General features: G+C 45.5%; 14 protein-coding genes. 6 read left to right on the forward strand and 8 right to left on the reverse strand.

Annotated elements, in window-relative coordinates:
• Positions 1-197: 197 nt before the first annotated feature.
• Together BLQ13_RS20375 and BLQ13_RS20380 are read left to right on the forward strand one after the other, a co-directional pair.
• Positions 198-1,052, forward strand: a complete 855-nt coding sequence (locus BLQ13_RS20375; protein ID WP_244159400.1) for a helix-turn-helix transcriptional regulator — start codon at positions 198-200, stop codon at positions 1,050-1,052.
• Positions 1,053-1,294: 242 nt separating this feature from the next.
• A complete protein-coding gene (locus BLQ13_RS20380) occupies positions 1,295-2,257 on the forward strand; it encodes an aldo/keto reductase (RefSeq protein WP_090923620.1) in 963 nt (320 codons plus the stop codon).
• Positions 2,258-2,404: 147 nt separating this feature from the next.
• On the opposite strand, the gene BLQ13_RS20385 is transcribed toward BLQ13_RS20380, so the two are convergent.
• Both BLQ13_RS20385 and BLQ13_RS20390 read right to left on the reverse strand, forming a co-directional pair.
• Positions 2,405-3,619, reverse strand: a complete 1,215-nt coding sequence (locus BLQ13_RS20385) for a sensor histidine kinase (protein ID WP_090923508.1) — start codon at positions 3,617-3,619, stop codon at positions 2,405-2,407.
• 228 nt (positions 3,620-3,847) lie between these two features.
• On the reverse strand, positions 3,848-4,393 hold the full coding sequence (locus tag BLQ13_RS20390) for a 50S ribosomal protein L25 (RefSeq protein WP_090923510.1): 546 nt from the start codon (positions 4,391-4,393) through the stop codon (positions 3,848-3,850).
• A gap of 337 nt (positions 4,394-4,730) precedes the next feature.
• Here BLQ13_RS20390 and BLQ13_RS20395 point away from each other — a divergent pair, with 337 nt between their 5' ends.
• Both BLQ13_RS20395 and BLQ13_RS20400 read left to right on the forward strand, forming a co-directional pair.
• Complete coding sequence (locus BLQ13_RS20395) at positions 4,731-6,203, forward strand: hypothetical protein (RefSeq protein WP_090923512.1); 1,473 nt, start codon at positions 4,731-4,733, stop codon at positions 6,201-6,203.
• Between the two features lie 160 nt (positions 6,204-6,363).
• Positions 6,364-7,236 (forward strand): hypothetical protein, encoded by an 873-nt coding sequence (locus BLQ13_RS20400; protein WP_090923514.1) that lies wholly within the window; start codon positions 6,364-6,366, stop codon positions 7,234-7,236.
• A gap of 84 nt (positions 7,237-7,320) precedes the next feature.
• Here BLQ13_RS20400 and BLQ13_RS20405 read toward each other — a convergent pair whose 3' ends face one another.
• The 4 genes from BLQ13_RS20405 to BLQ13_RS20420 form a co-directional block, all read right to left on the reverse strand.
• The gene (locus tag BLQ13_RS20405) at positions 7,321-9,180 is read right to left on the reverse strand and encodes a hypothetical protein (RefSeq protein WP_090923518.1); all 1,860 of its coding nucleotides are present in this window, start codon (positions 9,178-9,180) and stop codon (positions 7,321-7,323) included.
• Positions 9,181-9,191: 11 nt separating this feature from the next.
• Entirely contained in the window at positions 9,192-11,483 is a 2,292-nt protein-coding gene (locus tag BLQ13_RS20410; RefSeq protein ID WP_090923520.1) for a glycosyltransferase family 2 protein, read from the reverse strand.
• On the reverse strand, positions 11,483-12,577 hold the full coding sequence (locus BLQ13_RS20415) for a bifunctional glycosyltransferase family 2/GtrA family protein (RefSeq protein WP_167375801.1): 1,095 nt from the start codon (positions 12,575-12,577) through the stop codon (positions 11,483-11,485). The genes BLQ13_RS20410 and BLQ13_RS20415 overlap by 1 nt, the downstream gene beginning before the upstream one ends.
• Before the next feature lie 285 nt (positions 12,578-12,862).
• Entirely contained in the window at positions 12,863-14,131 is a 1,269-nt protein-coding gene (locus tag BLQ13_RS20420) for an L-lactate MFS transporter (RefSeq protein WP_090923524.1), read from the reverse strand.
• Between the two features lie 238 nt (positions 14,132-14,369).
• Between BLQ13_RS20420 and BLQ13_RS20425 the strand changes: the two genes are divergently transcribed.
• Positions 14,370-15,092 carry a YheC/YheD family protein gene (locus BLQ13_RS20425; RefSeq protein WP_167375802.1) on the forward strand — a complete coding sequence of 241 codons (723 nt, stop codon included), beginning with the start codon at positions 14,370-14,372 and terminating at the stop codon, positions 15,090-15,092.
• Between the two features lie 126 nt (positions 15,093-15,218).
• Positions 15,219-15,707 carry a GNAT family N-acetyltransferase gene (locus tag BLQ13_RS20430; protein WP_090923528.1) on the forward strand — a complete coding sequence of 163 codons (489 nt, stop codon included), beginning with the start codon at positions 15,219-15,221 and terminating at the stop codon, positions 15,705-15,707.
• 107 nt (positions 15,708-15,814) lie between these two features.
• Here BLQ13_RS20430 and BLQ13_RS20435 read toward each other — a convergent pair whose 3' ends face one another.
• Positions 15,815-16,150, reverse strand: a complete 336-nt coding sequence (locus BLQ13_RS20435) for a hypothetical protein (protein ID WP_090923530.1) — start codon at positions 16,148-16,150, stop codon at positions 15,815-15,817.
• Between the two features lie 157 nt (positions 16,151-16,307).
• Positions 16,308-18,437, reverse strand: a complete 2,130-nt coding sequence (locus BLQ13_RS20440; RefSeq protein WP_090923531.1) for a 5'-nucleotidase C-terminal domain-containing protein — start codon at positions 18,435-18,437, stop codon at positions 16,308-16,310.
• Positions 18,438-18,601 lie beyond the last annotated feature (164 nt).

Here is an 18,601-nt window from a genome sequence, read left to right on the forward strand (position 1 = left end):
CCCATATGCTTACTATATTCCGTAAGCACAGAAAACGCTGTGAGCCGGTAGCAATAGATACAGTAGTGATATAATAGCTGGGACACGGAGTAACATATACTGAATGGATAGCGTAGAGTTCCGTACGATTTACGTTTATTTACGTTATCATCAGCAATACAATTTGGGATAAAAAGAGTTCAGGAGGTGATCTCGTCATGGTTGAAATGAACGGCCTATCACAACCAGCACATCTGTCACCTGTGGACTTGAACAGCATGCGTGCCAGAACGTTGGGAGATTATCTGAAGTCACGGCGCGCACGGCTTCAACCGGAGCAAGCAGGGCTCGCCAAGACTCATGGTCAACGCCGGACACCTGGGTTACGCCGAGAAGAGGTTGCCATACTGGCAGGGGTTAGCGCAACCTATTATACGTTTCTGGAACAGGGGCGAGAGGTAGCCGTCTCCCGAGAAGTTATCGAGAGTATCGGCCGGGCACTTCAATTGTCTCCCGATGAGCACACCCATCTGCTCGGCCTATGGAATGGCAATGAACCTGAGATGGCCCTGCCAATTACCTCGGAGATCACTCAACCTTGGCGGGATATTGTGAATCAGATGGCGTTTCCTGCGTTCATCACGAATGATCGTGCTGAGTTGCTTGCCTGGAACACATCTGTCGACAAATACGTATTGGACTACACTTCACGTGCTCCAGAACAACGGAACATGATGTTTAGCTTATTTACAGATCCGGAAATGCGCGCTCGACTTATCAATTGGGAGGAGATGGCGGCACATTCCGTTGCCATATTCCGTACCTCTTATGATAAATATACACATGATCCGTGGTTTCCCAAGTTTGTAGATGATCTTTCCAAAGAAAGTTCTGAATTTGCATCGTTATGGGAGCTGCACCACGTAGAGGCAAAGAGGGTTACGCGCGTTTACTACCAACTGCCCGACCAAGAACAAGCTATCGCATATGACATTAATTCGTTATCATTCACGCTGGATCACCCGGATCTGCATCTGTGCATCTATTCTCCAGTCAAGGAACAGGAATCTTAAACAGCGCTTGCCCCTCTTCTTTCACAAATCGTATGATCTTCACTTCATTTACCACCGTAGTCCTATACAAGACAACCAGAATAATGCCATTCTGGTACTGCCGTTACTAGCATAAGCATGCTGTGGTTGGGGTAGTAACTGCGAATTAGAATGGAATCATGCCTTAAGCATAACGATGAAGGTACTATATTCTTTAATTTGCGGAAAAGAGGGATGATCGGATGGAGTTTAATAATAATGGAGTGGTGAAAAGAAAGTTAGGTTCACTTGGACTTGAGGTATCCGCACTGGGACTTGGTACCATGATGATGCCTGACAACGAGGATTCTATACGTACGATTCATGGTGCACTGGATCAAGGAGTTACCTTGTTCGACACAGCTGATATATACGGGGAACATTTCATGCAACAAGGACTGTTCGGAGGTAACGAGCAACTGGTTGGCCGAGCTCTGAAAGGCCGTCGTGATCAAGCCGTTCTGGCGACCAAATTCGGCATTGTATCTCCAAACATGAAGGTACTCGGACACCCGGCGTATGTCAAAAAATCAATCGATTCCAGCCTGCTTCAACTGGGCACCCATTACATCGACCTGTACTATCAGCATCGTGTTGATCCGGACGTCCCTATTGAAGAGACCGTTGGCGCTATGGCTCAACTTGTGCAGGAAGGTAAAGTCCGCTTCCTTGGTCTCTCGGAAGCAACGGCGGATCAGATCCGGCGGGCACATGCCATTCATCCCATCACGGCGGTAGAAACAGAATACTCCCTCTGGAGCCGCGAAGTAGAGGATGAGGTGCTACCTGTTCTGGATGAACTGGGTATAGGTTTTGTACCCTATAGTCCCTTGGGACGCGGATTCCTGACTGGACAGATTCGGACGTTTGATGATCTGCCTGCGGATGATTACCGCCGCTTCTTCCCTCGTTTCCAAGGAGATAATTTCAATAAAAATCTGGAGGTCGTTCGGCTGATTGAGCAGCTTGCCGCACGAAAACGCTGTACTACGCCTCAACTGGCTCTAGCTTGGCTGCTGGCGCAGGGGGAGCAAATTGTACCTATACCCGGTACGAAACGTCTAGAGCGGTTGCAGGAGAACCTTGGTGCATTGCAGGTCACGATCACACCGGAAGAATTGGCCGAGATCGAACACATCTCGCCCAAAGGGTTCGCAGCAGGTGAGCGCTATCCTTCGTTTTCCTGAGGTCAGAGTTGAATAAGAGTAAGAACAGGAAAAAGGCTGCCGTTCGGCAGCCTTTCTTATCTCACTTTGTAGAGTATTTTATACTTATTCTTATACTCTTCTTTTATGCATCTCTCTTAACAAGGAATCTGCCAATCTCCGTGCCCTTCAGCCGCCGTCTGTTGCCGGAAACGTCAGAATCACCGTCGTACCCACTCCCTTCTCACTCACATACTTGATCGTTCCGTTAACCTTCTCCACGATGTTGAAGCAGATCATCAGCCCGAGTCCCGTACCATTCGTTTTCAGCGAGTAAAACGGGGTACCCAAAGCTTTAACTTCCTCCTCTGTCATCCCACACCCCTGATCCACAATTTTGATCTCCACCTTCTGCTTCACAAGTCTTGCTGTTACATGAACCATGGCTCCCGTATCCGAGGCTTCCAGAGCGTTCTTGATCAGATTAATGATCACCTGCTTAAACTCAACGGCATTCATGAAGATCGTGCAGCCCTCTTCAATCTCGATATCGATATGTTTATTGGACAACATGGCATAGGAGCCCAGTAGGCTAGCTACCCCCTCAAGCACCTCTTGCACATGTACTTTCTCATCAACCAATATCTCTCGGTTCGGTTTGGCAATGGATAAAAATTGGGAGGTCACCTGTTCCACCGTATTCAGCTCATCGATCATCAGCGCAAACTTGGATCGATCGGCAGCATCGAAGGCTGGATTTTGTTGATACAACTGCAGGAATCCCCGAACCACCGTTACCGGATTACGAATTTCGTGCGCAACCGCTGCCGTTAGATGTGCAACCATTTGGAGACGTTCGGATTGTTGTACCTGTTCCAAATATAGTTCCTGTTTGCGGATCCGATCAAACGTTAAATAGAAAATGAGAAACAGGAGCAGTTGACTCGCAATGATATTAATCAGATTTCCGGCCAGATCTATATGTATATATTTATACAAATTATCTTGCTTGTGAATATACGTCGTTACAATCACCAGCATGACTGTATTCAAGCTGAGCGAAATATAAAACAACTTGAAATCATAGAACAAGATCGCGAGTGCTGGAAGCAAACAGATCATAATGTAAGTTGTCCACGTCTGGGGATAGATCAAAGCTAGCGTGTAGAAATAGACAAACCCAAGTAAAATAATGCTCAATCGAAATGCAAATGTCTCATATCTGGGGTAAATGAGCAGACATACAGGTATCGTCACAACACATAACAAATGAATGACATATCCGATGGTCATACCCTGAAGCTCTGCGGTAGATACGGCTAAACCGGCTACCATTAGAAGGATCATTAGAAACATCGATATATAATAGGTCTTCCGGTTCATTGGACTATGCAATTCCTTCATCTATTCACCACCTTGTTCGTGAATTTCTATATATAGTATTGTAGCTTATTTCCTGTATCACCTTCCATGGATGAGAAATATTTTATTTTAGTCATACCAAAATAAGCTGCATGGACATTTAGCCCATACAGCTTATTTCGATTAATGCAACTGTATATTTACAGCACATTCTATTTAAAAATGTACTCGTAATTAAAGAATAACCCCGATTACGCAAGTATTTACCTATTAAGGTTTAATCACAGAGAGAAGTGATTCGTTGCCCTCTGAGATCACCGTTACTTCCGGCGCGAACTCGGCATCCTCAACATGTAGGGTTTGACCAATTTTCATTGCACTAATATCAAACTCGACCACGGTTGGCAAATGACGAGGTAGAGCCTCCACTTCGATAGTAGCTAACTGAATCTGTACAACCCCGCCGTACTTCGCATCCTCTGGGGTTCCGTTGAACTTGACCGGGATTTTGGTACGTAGCACCTCATCGTTCTGCACCTGCTGAAAATCGACGTGAATCAAATCTCGTGTAACCGGATCACGCTGCAGATCTTCCAGCAATACGGTAAGTGAAGGTTTTTCTTCGAATTGCAGTTCGATGAATCCGGACGCACCTTGGTTCAACCATTTTTGAAATGGTACCGACGGGATATGAATCATTTCATTTTCTGTGTTTTTGCCAAAAACAATACCTGGCAGGCGGCCAGATTGGCGCAAATTCTGAAGTCCAGACGGCTTTAATTTGATACGAGTTTCCGCTTGTATAAGAGTAGTCATGCTATGTTCGCTCCTCTGTATTCTATGATTTTCTGTACACGTTCACTTACCATCATCCAACATTCCCCTACGGGGGCTAAAGAGGGAAACATAGCATCACCACCTCCACATGGCTTCATATTAAATACATTAAATGTAAACTCCCATAATATACAGCAAGGCACTCTACTTGGAAAAGTAGAATGCCCTTGGGATGCTTCCAGCCTATCATAGAAACCCATGTTTGTCGATAAACCGACTAACTGTACTACCATGATATTCATCACTTAACAAATGCATAAATTTGGTATATTATAGAATTGTAGCAAAAAATTATAAGAAGAGAGGGGTTTACACTTTGAAAAAGACACTCTCCATGCTTATCGTCATGAATTTAGTTTTTACCCTTGCCTTTAGTTTCAGCGCTTCTGCTAACAATGATATTGAGGGAAATGGACTGCCGGATGCACGCATTACGGAACAGGTCATACAGCCAGACACTGAGATCATCACTGAGCTGACCGAGGCTCCCACCGAGTTGGATTCTACTCCATTGAAGGAACACCAGCTCAAGGAAACGGTTAACCTGAATGAAACTTCTGCCACTTCCAAAACACATAAGCAACAAAGTCTACTGGCTACTCCGCAATCGGAGGATACAGATAACACAACAGCCGCAGCTGAGACCACTACATACACTGGCTACATCCAGGAGCAAGGCACCTCCAGCTATTTATACCCGATCTATGTACAGCCGGGGCACATTCTGCAAGTACAGATGGATACCCCCGCATCTGCGCAGCTTGATTACGATCTATATCTCTATGAATTCGATATGTCCACCGGGGAAGTGAATCCGAATCCTATTGATTACTCCATCTACGGGACATATTTGAACAATTACGGGAACGGGCCCAGAACCTTATCTGAAAATGTAGGCACGAAAAATATCACTTCCGGCGCCAAAGCCTACTTAATTGAAGCCTACGGCAAGGTTGGTGCCAGCATTAATGAGCCGTTTACCCTGACGGTCTCCACAAGCTCGACATATGATGCCTTCGAGACGGACGAGAACGCGCTACGTGCCTATCCGCTTACCGTTGCTGTTGGCGGCTCTACACTCGCAACCCGTTCATTGAATTCGGAGATCGATCAGGATTGGTACAAAATCACCGTTCCTGAGAGCAGAAACTATGATGCGATGCGTATCACGCTGGACCAGGCTTCAACGGCGAATGGTTACAAAGCTGAATTGTACGGGGCTTTAAGTAACAATCGAATGGCCTTGATGCCGACCACGAACGGTAACGTATCGTTAGGTACAGGCACTTATTATTTGAAGGTGTATACCACCAACACTTATTCCGACACCAACTATTCTCTGCATTTGCAGCCTGTATTACGTGCAGACAAAATTGTCATTACGGGTTACAACTCAAACGGCGGCCCCAATGATTATCCTTCTTACGCCTATGGACGCTACTACCGAATCACAGGATCAAGCTTCACGGTGACAGGGGTTGCGGCTACTTCCGATAACTATGCCGTTGCTAATACGGAAGTCGAGGTCATCTGGGCGAATGATGCCTGGTCTGAAAGTAGCAACAATCGTTATCGCAGTGCCAAAGTCATGACCAACAGCAGTGGGCAGTTCACAGCAACGTTGTCCCTGCCTCCTTCCGCCGGTAGCCTCAGTCAGTACTTGCCAGGAGCCATAAGCTTCACCCATTATTATGATCTTTGTGCTGTGGTGGCTAGAGTGACGAGTCGTCCAAGTGTGAATACAACCGATATTGTGTATCACTTCGCCTACAGTATTTATGGCGGTTGATTGTATCAAGGAGAGCAACGACGGTGAAAGATAACCGTTCGTTGCTCTTTTTTTGTCCATTTATATTAAAAATATGGAATATTATTCCGATAACATAAAGAGACATGTCTGAGATGGAAACTAGAGCATTTATTTTTTTGACGAAGAGGGGTGTTTACGAATGAAGGTTTCAAGCACAACGCCGTTTGACCTCAATGCCTACACTCATTCACAACAACGCACAGGACAAGCGAATCCATCAAATCAACCAACGATGATTACGGGGAAGTTCGATTTGTCTCATGACATAGATACCGTGGAGATCAGTAACGCTTCCAGACAGCTTGCCTCCTCGGATGTCGTGAACCATTCAGCCGTTTACTTCGGTACCGTTCAGATCAACGAGTCACTGGAACGCCTGCTCAAGGGCCAATCTTCTGAGGTTAAAGAAACGGTCTATGGCATTATTCAATCTAACCTGATTACGGATGTAACAGATAAGGACGATCGATCCGCTTTACTCGAACTGGGTCTAACTCAAGCACAATACATAGCGGACAACTACATGAAAGGCGATCAGGCCACCGAGTTCATGAATACGTTCCGTCAGATTGCAGCAATCTCCACAACCAGAACGATCAACCCTGAAACGAAGCAAGTTCAGTATGATACACCACCACAACGGCCGGTTGATGCACCAGAGGATTACGTGGATCTCAATTACATGATGCGTAAATTCCAGCCTCAGACCTATGATAAGTTGCAAGACGCCATCGTAAACAACAAAGACTGGAGCAGCATTCTACAGAACTTTGCGAAACAGGCCTCCACGAATCAGGCATGGATCAAAGAATACCGTGAGGATGCGGCCCGTTCTGCTGATAACATGCCCCTCCCGAACCGATTTGAAAAGGCTGACACGACCAACCTAAGCTCATTTGTCCATGCGGTGAAAGAGATTATTACCCGGACTGATTCGGCAAACAACAAGCTGCTAATCGATAATATTGAAGCTTTTATGCGAAAGCTTCAACCCGAGGGTAAGGCTACCTAACTAGTCGTTCCGCTCACTGCATATTAAAAAGCTCCACTCCCCGATTTCATGGGAGTGGAGCTTTTGTTTAATTCGTTCTAGTTGCTACTGCAAAGTCAGCATAATTTTATCACCGGATCGAGTGATCTTGTATACCCCTTTTTGCATATCAATGCCGTAGTGTTTTTTCAGTAACATTTTCGCGTTAAGATCTGTCTCAATCACCACAAGGTAGTCGTAGTTACTTAGCAGATTGTCCATATTATCCTCGTAGAACAGCACGATACCGTCCACATTGGGAGCATATAAGAAGTATCTACCCACGTATTGCATGTAATAACTGGTCACCTGTTGATCTCGGTCAGAGCCGTAAAACAGATACTTGCTTCGATCCTCTTTGCCGCCCGTATACCACCGATCCCCTGTCACCGCATGAACTTCGTAGGGAAGGGTTTTGTCGTACGTTTTGTTGATCGAGATCATCCCGTTATATTCGGACAAGAGAGTTGTTGCCGCGAGTGCCATACACGCGATGATTCCCTGTTGATAATGCCTCTTCGTCTGTACCGTCTTGAATGATTGATAATCAGGAACCTCACCAATGCGGTAATGGAACGTACGCTCAATATCAACGGCTGCACAAAGCACCAGTCCACCAGCGAACAGCACCACGATACTTGATGCATAACGCTCGAACCCAGCCAGTCGAACAGCCTCATCCACAGGCATGGAGAACAGATACAGTGCCAGAATTCCGGCATAGTACAGTACCACGACCACATTCAGTGCAATCAGCACTTTCCACAGATTCCACTTCTTCTTGAGCACCACATAGGCCACAATCGAAGCCGCGATCGCAACAACTTCAAAAATAACAATGCCCAGCACAGGTCTGGATGTAATATCCACACTAGATTTCAAGAAGAGCACCAGTATGTCCCACTTTTGCTCAGCTGTTTTACCCGGCTTTAGAGCCGCAGCTGCTCCCTCGAACTTGTTATTCACACCGTGGAATACCGTTGCCATACGCAAGCTCCAACTGAAATACGGCAATAATGCCCCTGCAATCGTACCGAGTACAGCGAGCCCAATCTTCCAGTTCGCACGTTGCTTATTCGTAAGCCAGACATATACGAGAAAGATCAGGCCCACGGCAGCAAAGATGATTCCTGTACTTTTGATCACCGTCAGCAGACCCGCCAGGGGCAGAATAATGGTGCAAGCTCGCTTAAGATCATGACGATACTGGTATATCGCCGCCACAATTGCAAGTGCAAAAATTGGAAGCAGAAAGTCTACTAGCAGGTTGGTGATACGAATCGTCAGGTTAAAAAAGGACAAGGTCGATAAACCTAACCCGAGAAAAGCATATAACAGGAACCGTTTTTTCTCTGACACGATGCCAAACATGGCGTAGAAACAGGAAAAGATCAACAACCCCTGCGCCAGTAACATAATTGGCTGGGCATGTCCCATAAATCGGCAGATGTAGTATATAAACGACGACGTGCCCAGCGGGTAATTTTTAAACTCAATCAGGTCCGAATTCGGTGTTGGAAACGCATTGGTACTGAGCATCTCCTTCACCACAATCGCCCAATGTGAGAAATTATCGTAGTGAGTAAGCTCCGTGTGGAACAAAATGAGCAAAAATATGAAAACCCCGCTCAGAAAACTCAATTGAAATAATGAAAACGATAATGACCATGAGCCCCGTTTACTCTGGTACAAAGCTTGTATCACTCTGCCTCTAAACAACAATAAGCCTGTGACCAGCACAACAATGCTGCCCGTGAAGAGCTGCCCTGCTAGTCCGGCAAAATAGACGATACAGGCGATAGCCGAGAACACAAATATCGGAATGAACTCCCACCGGATGGACATCACCTTACGGACAAACTGCATATAACCGATCATCGATATTATGAGTAAAATGCCCATCACAAGTTGAAGCAAAAACAGCATGTCTATCTCTCCTAACCCTCTTTGGTGAACCGCTCAGCTTGTGGACGAATCAAATCACTCAGTAACTGATCAATCAAACCACGCCCCAAGATCTCATCGATATTCTCTACGGAGAGAAGCACTTCACGTTTGTTTGCCGTTGTTTTTCCCGTATGTTTTAAGACCAATTCAATGTTGCTTTCGGTGTAAAAGGTAACCTCTGACCCTTCTGCTATCTTACCTTGCAGATTTGTGGCAGAGAAGAAACGATAATTAAAGCTGAGCAGTGTACAGCTCGCATGATTCGTAAACGTTACGGGAAGATGAAGAGAAAGCCTTGGCATCTTCCGCTGATCCGATTTGGGCTGCACAATCCGTTTTTTCACATTACGCAACATGTCGTCATATGCAGTGTCCCATAGGTTCATTTGCTCCGGTAGCGAATGCTTCCGGTCATAGATGAGCTGCATGTACTGCCGATTATCTGCCTCACTGAGCGGTTTCACCGTTGCGGAATAACGCCATCCTTCGCCATCTGCTTTGACATATACGATAACCGCATCAAGATTGGCCTCATATCGACTCGATTTGACGACCAGAGAGATGGTCTTCTGCTCTGGTAGATAAATCGGGTACGGCACATAAAATGCAATGCCATTTTCCGAAAGATCCACTGTCTTGGCCTCGTAACGTAGCGTGCTGTCCGGATAACGGATGATCACATCTTCTTGCGCCCGTATCCGTTCATTCTCCCGGTATGCTCGCCGCCCGATCATGAAGAAGAGCGCATAGAACAAGGCAATCATATTGTGAACGAGCCAGAAGATGATAATACTGCTGAAAAATAAAGCAATACCGTACTTGCCATTCACATACCGGATAATCGCAGCGATGGACAGGATGACCAGAAAAATATGCGGCAGTGCATATTTCATCGAGGCAATCCACTCGCGTCCGGTTGAACGATTTTTATTCGTCACCTTGAACTTACGCTCACGGATGCCCACCGTCTCCAGAATAACCGGCCAGATCAGATACGGCATGAAGATGGTATCGATGACCTGACTCCAGCGCTGATTCCGTATATTACTGGACAGATAACGCATCGACAGACTGTAGAAGAAATACGATGGCAACCAGAAGATCAGAATCTGCCAGAAGGTCGTATTTACGATCTGGAAATCAAATAAAGCGAACAGAATGGGAGACAAGATAAAGATCAAACGATTGAAAAAAGACCACCAGTATAAAAAACTGCTCACATAGGTCACTCTCGTCCAGAAAGGCAACTTTCTGGAGATCGGTGCACGCGTATTTTGCAAGCTCTGAATGATGCCCCTCGCCCATCGTATCCGCTGTTTGATCATGCTCGGAATCGTGGTCGTCGTCTGTCCTGCAGCTTGAACCTCTTGCGTGGCATACGTGATATACCCCTCTTGCTGCAAACGGATACTTGTCTCAAAATCCTCCGTGATGGTGTTCAGCGGAAACCCACCGATATCTACCATCCCTTGCCGGGCAATCACTGTATTACTGCCCGTATAGGCAACGGCATTGGACGCATTGCGCAGAATGTTAACCTCGCGCGAGAAAAAGTCCTGCTCGTTCGGAATACCCTGCTCCGCATACAGATTGAACTGGAATAGATCCGGGTTGTAAAAGCTTTGCGGGGTCTGTACCAGCCCCAGCTTAAAGGTTGGATCGATCTCCTCCTCACGGCGTAGGCGCCATTCCCCATTTTCTTCGATAAACGTGGAGAGCATGAAATAGGGTACGGTTTTCATCAGAAACGTATGCTGTGGAATCATATCTGCATCAAAGGTTGCAATAAGTGGAGACGATGTCTTGCTCAGTGCATTGTTCAGGTTGCCGGACTTCGCATCCTTATTACCGGGAAACCCCAGATAACCGATGCCGAACTGCTTCGCCAACTCTTCTACCGCAGGTCTGGCACCATCATCGCACAGGTAGATATGTACCTTCGATTTGTCCGGGTAATCCATAAACGTACAGGCATTCACCGTTTTATACAAAAGGTCAACGGGTTCGTTATGTGTGGCGATAAACACATCGACGTGCGGGTAATATTCGTCCGGGATCACCGGAAAATCGAGTTGTGCCCGTTTCTTTTGCATCTTTTGAAAAAATAACTCGAAGGTCGTGCCGACCGTAACCGCCTCCGCCATAATGAGCAGTATGCCAAAGATGACATTCAGCACCCCTTCGCCCCACGGCAGCGTAAAGAACATACGCCAGATCAGATAGATGGTCATAAGGATCATCGTGATGATGAAAAATACATTTTGCCTTTTCTCGTTTTGCACTACAGCTGCTTCCTCCTTGCTGCAAATACCCACCTCCGCTGCAGTTGGAAACTTAGCAGGAACAGGATGGCATCACAGACGAATTTCGCTGCCTTCTCATCCACGAGGAATAGGGTATGGAATAAATACACGCCTGTACTCGACAACAATATAACCAGGCCGCACAACGTTAAATAACGCCATAGACTGCCCCGGCTGTCTTCCTTGCGGAACACAAAATATCGATTCAGAACATAATTCACGACGATCGAGATGACTCGGGCAATAACCGTCGCGAGCAAAATTCTTAAATAATGCTGATCCCCCATCAAGGGGCGCAGGAAATCGATCAAAAACCAGGCAATGCCCAAATCAACGACAGAGCTGGCAACCGACGAGGATATAAAACGAAAGAAATTCGAGAACAGCACCCCCATCACCCGGGCACTATCCTGAATCGCTTTGAAATGGGTACCGGCATTGCCATTTTCATAGATCACTTGAATGGGTACCGTATGAATGCCAATACCTGACTGAATACAGGAGATCAGCATCTGCAGTTCATATTCAAATCGCTTGCCGCGTACATCCAGCATAAATGACAATAACTCGGTACCGAAGGCACGAAGTCCCGTCTGGGTATCCGACAGTTTTTTTCCATATAACAGCGCGAAAATAAATGATGTCATCCGATTACCAAATAAAGATTTAGGCGGAATATCGCCCTCACTGAAATCCCGCACGCCGAGTAGTAAGTCATTCGGACGACGTTTGGCTTCCTGAGCAATCCGATACACATCCTCTGCAGCGTGCTGCCCATCTGAATCCGCAGTAACTACGTAATGAGCCTGCCCATAATGCTGTGCTATGTAACGAAATCCGGTCTTCAGCGCCTCACCTTTTCCTTGGTTCTGTGCGTGTCGCAGCAAAGCGCATCCATTATCTTCTAATTCTTCGAAAATGTGCTGGTATTTCTCACCAGAACCATCGTCTATAATGACCAAATTCGTAAAACCGTAGTCTCGCAACTGACGTACATAGGATAAAAGTCTATCATCTGGTTCCAGAGAAGGAATGAGGATGATCGTTTCGTCCTTTTCTTTTGCTATAATCATCCGAAATGAGCCCCAATTCGACATATTTTCATGAAAATCTGTTGTATATTAGCGTTAATATCTTCCTTGAATATAGGAGAGTATACCATCGAAAAGGTGGGTCGTAAACGAGAACTTTTGTAATCTAATGGTAAAAAAGTTTTACATTTTCATGTACACATGTTAGTCGTAACAGACTATATCACTCTGATATATTAATCATTCAGCTACCTTATAAATAATAAAGAACCCCCGTCTATTAAACGGAAGGTTCGGGTTACTCACATGCTATTGATATACTTTTGCTCAGACTGTCACTTTATGGTTGTTATTCACATTTTTATTCTGATATCTGACAGCCCACTTATATACGAAGGTCAGAATAAATCCGGTCAGGCCACAGACAGCCGCAATAACAAAGGCTCTCTGATAACTGCCATCAGCACTATACACATTTCTCATGATTGAGGGTCCGAAATAGCCGGCCAGTGCGAATCCGATAAACATAATTCCGTAATTGACACTGTTGTTTTTGGCCCCAAACTGATCTGCCGTGAATCCGGGAAATACCCCCATTAAAGAACCAAAGCTTAAACCAATCATGGAAATCCCCATATAAAATGTACCTACACTGTTCTCTCCTGAAAAATAAAGCATGATCAGGCCGGCCACGGATAAGAGAGACGTAATGGCAAGTGTATTGATTCGGCCAATTTTGTCTGAGATATATCCGGCCAGAATCCGGCCACCTGTGTTAAACAGCGCCAAGATCGATACAACTGTTGTTGCCGCAGCAGCCGATAAACCAACCATTTTCTGAGCGATAGGTGAAGCCTGAGAAGTGCACATCAGTCCGGCAAAAGCTCCACTGATCAACAGCAAGATCATCACGTAGAAGATCGGGCTTGCAAGCATACCTTTCCAATTCTTCTCTTCTCGCGGAGAACGGGCAAGTTGGACAGCACTCGGTGTCCATCCTGACGGAGCAAAATTAGCCGGGCATTTCTCAATAAAGAACGACGCTACGCAAATAATAAGGAGAAAGGCAATCCCTATGATCAAGAATGCAGAGGTTACCCCCGAGTTGCTGATCAACACATTGGCGACCGGAGGAATAATCACAGAACTTAACCCATAAGCAGCCGTCGTTACGCCCCCAACCAATCCGCGTTTGTCGGGGAAGAATTTGATGGAGTTGCTGATCGTACACCCGTAAACCATTCCTGTTCCCAAACCAAGCACAATTCCATAAGCAAATACCAGAAAACCTACAGATGTGGCAAAGCTCGATAGAATCATACCACCCCCGAATAAAATCCCTCCAACCAGAATGACCTTCTTGGGTCCGAATCTGTCATTAATCCATCCACCCGATATCATCGTAATGGGTCCGACTGAATTGCAGATGGTAAACGCAATAGCCAAATCCCCTGGCGTCAATGTTCGTCCTGTGAGACCACTTAGATAAGCCGCCATTGGGGCAGCAAATACACTCCATGCATAAATGGAGCCAATACATAGGTTGATAAAACAGCTCGCAATCAGAATAATCCATCTCTTTTTTGTCAGTTCCACTGAGATCTTTTCCCCTCATGATTGTATTGTGAAATAATTCACTAACTTATGCGATAAAGTGTAGCACAGCTTTTTATATCCATCTATGACAACATGTATAGCTTTATCAAGGATTTTTTTGTAGTTACCTGACAGGGGAAAGATTCTCATATTTAGACGAATGGCAGCTTATGCCAGACACAGGTTTGAATTAAAATAAGATGAGAGTCGTAGACCCTGATTAAAGGCTGTGATGTCAATGTTATTTCAACGGGACAAATGGCTACAGTATCGGGCCTTTCGCAATGTCCCTTTGCTCGCCAGACGATTGCCAGAAACACAGTTGCTTGAGAAAGAAACCTTAGACCATATGCTTCTACAACATTCAAGTGTTGTACTGAAACCCTGCGACGGACGTTATGGAAGGGATATTGTGTTTATCCGGCGGCTGAAGACAGGTACCTATCAAATCCAAAATGAGAATAATATCATTACCATGCAAAACAAGAGTGATTTACAGGATTGGTTTGATCAAATTGGCAAGGATCGTGAGTATATCATCCAACAGCGTCTGTATTTAGCTCGTATTCGGCAAAGACCGTTCGATCTTCGTATCATGGTTCAACGTCAAAAAGCAACTTCATCTGCCTGGAAGGTAACCGGTTCCTACGCCAAGATCGCATCACGCGGGTATCTGGTGACTAGTGTGACCAACCGTACCATTCCTGTGCTCAAAGCGTTGCAACTAGCACGTGTAGGTGGACGGAAACTGCTCCTTCAAGTAGAGCGCACTGCTCTGCTGGCCGCCAAGAGCCTGGAGGTACACTACCCTGATCTGAGACAAATAGGTTTTGATATTGGAATCGATAAGAAAGGCCGAATCTGGATTATTGAAGGTAATTATCGCCCTGACCTTCGTCCGTTCCGGCATTTGAAAGACTCCTCAATGTATCGCCGAATCTTGTGGTATCAGAAACATTAATTCCAATCGTTAAAGACGCAAGAAGCGACTCCCCGTTGACCTAGAGAGTCGCTTTAACTTTTCGATAGAGACTGAGATGCTTTATAATATGAACAGAAAAGTCGCAACTCACATAGGAGAATGCATATGAAAATCGTGGAAAGCCAACAAATCCCTGTTACATTGCGGAGTAATTTTTTTGTTGAGCATTGGGGAAGTCCGAAGATGGCCATCTCAACAGGTGTCTATCATATTGATAAGCTGAATGGGTACGCCGTACTGAATGAAGTTGGAGGCATTAGAGGTTATATTACATACGTTATGCATGAAGATCGTTGCGAAGTGATTTCTCTCGATAGCTTAGACGAAAATCAGGGGATTGGATCAGCCCTTTTAGCGAAAGTAGAGGACACTGCAAGACAAGCCAAACGGAATCAGATTCAGCTGATCACCACAAATGACAACCTTCACGCCCTTCTTTTCTATCAAAAAAAAGGATACCAGATTATTCGGATCATCCCAGATGCAGTAGCAAAAGCAAGAGCTTTGAAACCGAGCATTCCTCTCGTTTCTGAACAAGGCATCCCCATTCGAGATGAACTGCTTCTGCAAAAGATTCTGGTCCTTAATAGCTAATCCATTTAGTGATCGATATGACCAAAACGCTAAAGAAGCGACTCCCCGTTGACCTGGAGAGTCGCTTCTTAACATCCGTTTCTTTGTTCAACCGATTGCCGATATTGTTAACATTTCCGACGGCGTCTAGCCGAACTTACCACACGCGTTACCCGGAACTGGTTCGGGCCCACTTGGATAATCGCGAACTGGCTGTAGGATGTTCCTGATGACGTGTAAGGTTCTGCCTCAATATTTCCACTCGGTGTGATCACAGTTGCAGTAATTCGAGTCACCAGACAAACTCCACGCCCCGATGACTGCCAAGTCCCTTCACGTTGAACACTGTAACGGTCATTGCTACAGAAAATAGACGCATACTCGACCGTTCCATACGCATTAAACGAAGTAGAGTTATAAATCTGAACTGGATCATACCCACCTGTTGGTCTACGATTTCCCATTCTCAAAACCTCCTTATTGTTGATAGTTTATTAGATGCAATAGAGCGATTTTGGTGAGGGATAGACGTGGACAAGGCTGAAAAAGTGTATTTGCCTTACAAAAAAAAACCACCCGCCATGTTAGCGAGTGGTTTGCAACTGCTGTAGCAATGATGAATTAGGAAGCTTTCGCCGCCGCTGCTTTCTGAATCAACGCTTTGGCATCATTCATCGAAAGGCCTTGCTTAGGTTCCAGCATTTTTTTGTCTGTTGCACTGAAAATGCCTTTATCAATCAGTTTTGCTAGTGGTTTCACCGCGTAAGCAGCCACCGATTTTCCGTCCTCGAAGCCAGCGATGATCGTTGCCGCTTTCGCTTCGGATGCCGGGCTATTCACCAATTTCGCCAAAATGGTTGCTGCCTCTTCCCGAGTGATATCACGCTCAGGATAGAAGTTACCCCCGTAGCCTTGAATAAATCCTGCTTTTGTAGCTTCTGCGATAGCATCGGCATATGCAGCATTCGTAGCAACATCCTTGAATGCAGGTGCTGTAGATACGGCGTTAAGCTTCAACAGATCCACGAGTGCAGTTACAAATTCAGCACGAGAAATAGGTTCATTACTTACTGGTGCTGGTGTTTCTGTTGGCTCTGTAGCGACAGCCAGATTCGTGATACGTCCTTCTTTCTTAGCTTGAATATCGCCACCCTTGAATGTATCTGTGATGTATTTGTAGAACACATCCAGATCAATTGGGCCAGCCAAGGAGGATTTTGCATCTAGCAGTACTTTGTAGTTATCTCCACCTGCAGCCATGAAATTGTTCACGACAGCCGTGTATGATTTTTTAGGATCAATCGGTGTACCATCTGCAAGCGTAAGAGCCGTCACACGCTCAGTAACCGGCTTGCTGAAGTCGGCTGTGTATTTCAAACCAGCAATTTGCAACGTTTTTGTATTTGGTGTACCGTCAGCATTGGTTCCCCATTGCTGTTGTAGCAACGTTTTCACCTGATCACCTGTCAGCTCCAGCTTCACGAGTGTATTGCCGAAAGGCTGGATTTTAGCCAAATCTGCAAAGGTCACATCCCCTTTGGGCAGGTCTGCACGGATACCACCTGGATTCATGAATGCAAAGTCAGCCTTACTTGCTTTATCGCCAAAGTCTGCTTGACGCATCGCATCTGCGATCAGGTTGCCCAGTGGAGCTTCGTTATTGTAAGCATCCGTACGCAAAACGGTACCATCTGTTGTACCTACTGGCTTCGTCAGCTCAGGGTGCTTATCCAAAGACTTTTTAATGATAGCAAGTGTTTCAGGATCTTCTTTTACACCCTCTTGGAACGTGGTTGTCACGGTAGCCGATTTTTCAGTTACATCTCCCGTAACAGGGTCAATCATCAGCTTGATGTCTTCAAACGCCGTACCATAAGAGTACGCTTGCACGATCAGCTTGCCATTCACGACACCATTGGCCAGAGCGTGATTATCACCCGCAACGATGACATCAACAGGAGAGTTTGCAGGCAACGCTTTTGCCAGATCAGCCGCTTCTCCAGTTGTTACCCCTTCTTTGGTCGATGCTGGGTCATGTGCCAGAACGATGATCGTTTCAACGCCTTGGTCTTGCAATTCTTTTGCATATTTATTAACGGCTTCAACCTCTTCTTCAGCGCTCAGGAAACGAACACCTGCTGTACCCGCTGGAGATACTTTGTTTGGCGTTGATTTCGTCACGAGTCCGATGAATCCGATTTTGACGCCACCTACTTCTTTGATCACATACGGTTTAATCAGGGGTTTACCTGTGGAGTTTTCGATCACATTTGCATTCACATAATCAAATTTGGCACCGGCGTGAGTTACTTTACCTTCTTTTGGATCAAGTCCGCCAAAAATTTGAGCCTTCAATGCAGCAATCCCTTGGTCAAATTCATGGTTGCCCAGGGAACCTACATCAAATCCCATCATATTCATCCATTCCATGGTAGGCTCATCGCGATCCATAGATGAGACTGGAGCAGATGCACCAACCGAGTCGCCGTTATGGAACAGCAAGGAATGCTCATATTTGGCCTTAGCTTCTTTGAGATAGGTTGCTAGAATTGGAGCAGAACCTGCCTTCTTATCACCAACCATAGATGTTGTATCCAATTGGCCGTGGAAATCATTGATTCCTATCAAATGTACCTCTACATCTTTACCTGCGGCAGAAACGGAACCGGCTGCGCCGAACAGCTGAGTGAGTAATAATGTAGCAGCTGCCACACGAATGGTGCTTTTCCCCAAAACTTTTTTCCAAGACATGAGTAAACCAAACCCCTCTCCAATTTCAAATCCTGAAACATTTTACCATAGTTCAATTCATAAAAGTGACCAATTCTATTAAATCTATGTAAAAAAAATTACAAAAGAATACAGAACTCTTTATATTGAAAATGTTGTATTTTATATTTTTCTCTTGCTATAGT

Source organism: Paenibacillus polysaccharolyticus, from assembly GCF_900102085.1.
In the GTDB taxonomy this organism is placed as follows: domain Bacteria; phylum Bacillota; class Bacilli; order Paenibacillales; family Paenibacillaceae; genus Paenibacillus; species Paenibacillus polysaccharolyticus.